The 3,215-nt window shown below is 69.5% G+C and carries 4 protein-coding genes; 1 reads left to right on the top strand and 3 read right to left on the bottom strand.

All coding sequences use genetic code 11. The features are described 5' to 3' along the window. The 3 genes from D183_RS24215 to D183_RS0107365 form a co-directional block, all read right to left on the bottom strand. On the bottom strand, positions 1-332 hold a 332-nt coding region (locus D183_RS24215), incomplete at its 3' end, for a DUF4880 domain-containing protein (RefSeq protein WP_039726474.1). Beyond that, complete coding sequence (locus tag D183_RS0107370; RefSeq protein ID WP_026144275.1) at positions 329-853, bottom strand: RNA polymerase sigma factor; 525 nt, start codon at positions 851-853, stop codon at positions 329-331. The genes D183_RS24215 and D183_RS0107370, both read right to left, overlap by 4 nt. A gap of 256 nt (positions 854-1,109) precedes the next feature. Beyond that, positions 1,110-2,834 (bottom strand): IlvD/Edd family dehydratase, encoded by a 1,725-nt coding sequence (locus D183_RS0107365; RefSeq protein ID WP_017908436.1) that lies wholly within the window; start codon positions 2,832-2,834, stop codon positions 1,110-1,112. Between the two features lie 174 nt (positions 2,835-3,008). On the opposite strand from D183_RS0107365, the gene D183_RS24210 reads away from it, so the two are divergent. Continuing rightward, positions 3,009-3,215 (top strand): SDR family NAD(P)-dependent oxidoreductase (locus D183_RS24210; protein WP_039726472.1); only part of this gene is annotated, 207 nt, incomplete at its 3' end.

Raw genomic sequence — 3,215 nt, 5'->3', positions numbered from 1 at the left:
GCGGCGTGGGCGCGCGCCGCACGCGTTGGCGCTGCCGCTGTCGCGCGCCGCGGCACGGGCAGGGCGATGACGTTGCCGCTCGCCGTGCCATCGCCGGTGTCGTCGCTGGCGAGCAAGGCGTCCACGTCCAGGTCCATGCCGCGCAGCGCCTCGCCGAGTTCGCCGGCCACGCGCTGCATGGCCAGATACTCGCGCAGATGCTGCGGCGAGGCGGTCAGCCAGTCCAGCAACTGCTGTTCCTGTTTCGCGTCCAGCGGCTGCATGCGTTGCACCGCATGCCAGTGCGCGGCATCGGCGATGGCACTGCGCGAAGAGAATGTGCTGTCGTTCACCAGCGGTCTCCGCTCTCGGCCAGCGCGCGGCGGCAGGCCGACAGCCCGCGCACCACATGTTTCTTGACCATGTGCGGCGATACGCCCATGCGTTCGGCGATCTGCTTGTAGCTCAGTCCGTCGCGGTACTGCATCACCAGCACCGCGCGGGTGCGCGCGGGCAGCTCGGCGAGCAGGGCCTGCAGGTGCTGCTGGCGCTGCCGCCGGTGTGCGCTGTCTTCCACGTCGTCTCCCGCCGCCAGCAATTGCGAGAACTGCTCCATCTCGTCGATGCGCAGCGGCGCCTGGCGGCGACGCGCGGCCTGTTCGCGCGCCAGGTTCTGCGCGACGGTGTACAGATAGGCTTCGGGATTGGCGATGGCCTCGCCCTGCTGCCGATGCGCGCGCAGCAACCGCAGATAGGTTTCCTGCACCATGTCCTCGGCGTCTTCGCGTGCGCCGCGGCGCACGAAGAAGCCGCGCAGCACCGGGCCGTGTTCCGCGAACATGCGCGCCCATGCGCGTTTGGGGTGAGCCGCCACCGAGCCTGCCTTGTCCCTGGGGTGCGGCGCAGGCTAGAAGCTGCAGATGACGGTTCGGTGACGTGGGGGCGGTGCATGTGGAAGAAGGCGGCGTTCGCCACTTCCTGTGGGAGTCGACTGTCATGCAGCCGCGACGCGCAACCTGGTGTGCGTTCCGAGGGCGCAATGCGTCGGGACTGAAGTCCCTCCCACAGTGCGCACGGTGGGCTCGCCGCCGCTCCTGCGAAGGCAAGGTGGATGCATCCCGCCGCGACCGCTAATGCGAATCGCGCGCCACCGCGTCGCCGCTGCCGCCCACCAGGAAATCCAGGTCGGCGCCCAGGTGCGCCTGTTGCACGTGCTCCACGTAGAGCTTGCTCCAGCCGCGCGGCGGCGCCGGCGGCGGGGTCCATTCGCTGCGCCGGCGCAGCAGTTCCTCGTCGCTGACTTCCAGGTGCAACGCGCGGCCGGGGACGTCGAGTTCGATGATGTCGCCGTCGCGCACCAGCGCCAGGGTGCCGCCGGCGGCGGCCTCCGGCGAGGCGTGCAGCACCACGGTGCCGTAGGCGGTGCCGCTCATGCGCGCATCGGAGATGCGCACCATGTCGGTGATGCCGGCGCGCAGCAGCTTCGGCGGCAACGGCATGTTGCCGACCTCGGCCATGCCCGGGTAGCCGCGCGGGCCGCAATGCTTGAGCACCATGATGCAGTCGGCGTCGATGTCCAGCGCCTCGTCGTCGATGCGCGCCTTGAAGTCCTCGATGCTCTCGAACACCACCGCGCGCCCGCGGTGCCGCAACAGGTGCGGCGAGGCGGCCGACGGCTTGATTACCGCACCGTCCGGCGCCAGGTTGCCGCGCAACACGGCGATGCCGGCCTCCGCGCGCACCGGCGCGTCCAGCGGGTGGATCACCTCGCGGTTCCAGCACGGCGCCTGCGCTACGTTCTCGCCCAGGCTGCGACCGTTGACGGTGCGCGCGTCCAGCGCCAGTTCGCTGCCGAGTTCGCGCATCACCGCCGGCAGCCCGCCGGCATAGTAGAAGTCTTCCATCAGGTACTGGCCGGACGGTTTGAGATTGACCAGGCACGGTAGCCGCGAGCCGAGCCGGTCCCAGTCGTCCAACTGCAGCGGCACGCCCACGCGGCCGGCCAGGGCGAGCAGGTGCAGCACCGCGTTGGTGGAGCCGCCGATCGCCGCATTGACCTTGATCGCATTGGCGAAGGCGTCGGCGGTGAGGATCTGCGACATGCGCAGATCCTCTTCCACCATCTGCACGATGCGCCGCCCGCTGAGCCGCGCCAGCCGCGCGCGGCGCGCATCCACCGCCGGGATCGCGGCGTTCTCCGGCAGCGACATGCCCAGCGCCTCGACCATGCTGGCCATGGTCGAGGCGGTGCCCATGGTCATGCAGCTGCCCTTGGAGCGCTGCATGCAGGCCTCGGCCTCGACGAAGTCGTCCTGGCTCAGGGTGCCGGCGCGGACCATCTCCGACATCTCGATCACGCCGGTGCCCGAGCCCAGCGGCTGCCCGCGCCAGTTGCCCGACAGCGACGGCCCGCCGGACACGCCGATGGTCGGCAGGTCCACGCTGGCCGCGCCCATCAGCAAGGACGGGGTGGTCTTGTCGCAGCCCATCAGCAGCACCACGCCGTCCAGCGGATTGGCGCGGATCGATTCCTCCACGTCCATGCTGGCCAGGTTGCGGAACAGCATCGCGGTGGGGCGCATCTGCGTCTCGCCCAGCGACATCACCGGGAACTCCAGCGGGAACCCGCCGGCCTCGTACACGCCCTTTTTGACGTGTTCGGCCAGTTCGCGCAGGTGGCCGTTGCACGGGGTCAGTTCCGACCAGGTGTTGCAGATGCCGATCACCGGGCGGCCATCGAACATGTCGTGCGGATGGCCGGCGCTCTTGAGCCAGCTGCGGTAGTAGAAGCCCTGCTTGCCTTCGCGCCCGAACCACGCCTGGCTGCGGCGCGGCGGTTTGCTGGGTGAGCCCATGTCGGCGGATTCCTCGAGTCCAGGACGCCGGGATCCGCCTTGTGCGCAAGCCGCCCCCGGATGCTTTACGCCGGGGATGCTAGCGGGCATATTGATACGTGAAAAATAGCAAATATCTCCGAATGGATATTTTTTTTCATATATCCAAATCCTATCCACCTAGAGCGAAACGGCATGGACAACTCGGCAAGCGCAGCGCCTTCCTCCCTCGGCAACGCAACCTACGGCAGCCTGCACGGGCGCCGCGTCTTCATCACCGGCGGTGGCTCCGGCATCGGCGCCGCGCTGGTCGAAGCCTTCGCCGCGCAGGGCGCGCAGGTGGCCTTCGTCGACGTCGCGGCCGAGGCCAGCGCCGCGCTGGCCGAGCGGCTGGCCGCGGCA

Source organism: Xanthomonas sp. SHU 199, from assembly GCF_000364665.1.
Classification (GTDB): Bacteria; Pseudomonadota; Gammaproteobacteria; order Xanthomonadales; family Xanthomonadaceae; genus Xanthomonas_A; species Xanthomonas_A sontii.
Note: the sequence above shows the minus strand (reverse complement) of the source record. Positions and strands in the feature narration are given on the sequence as shown.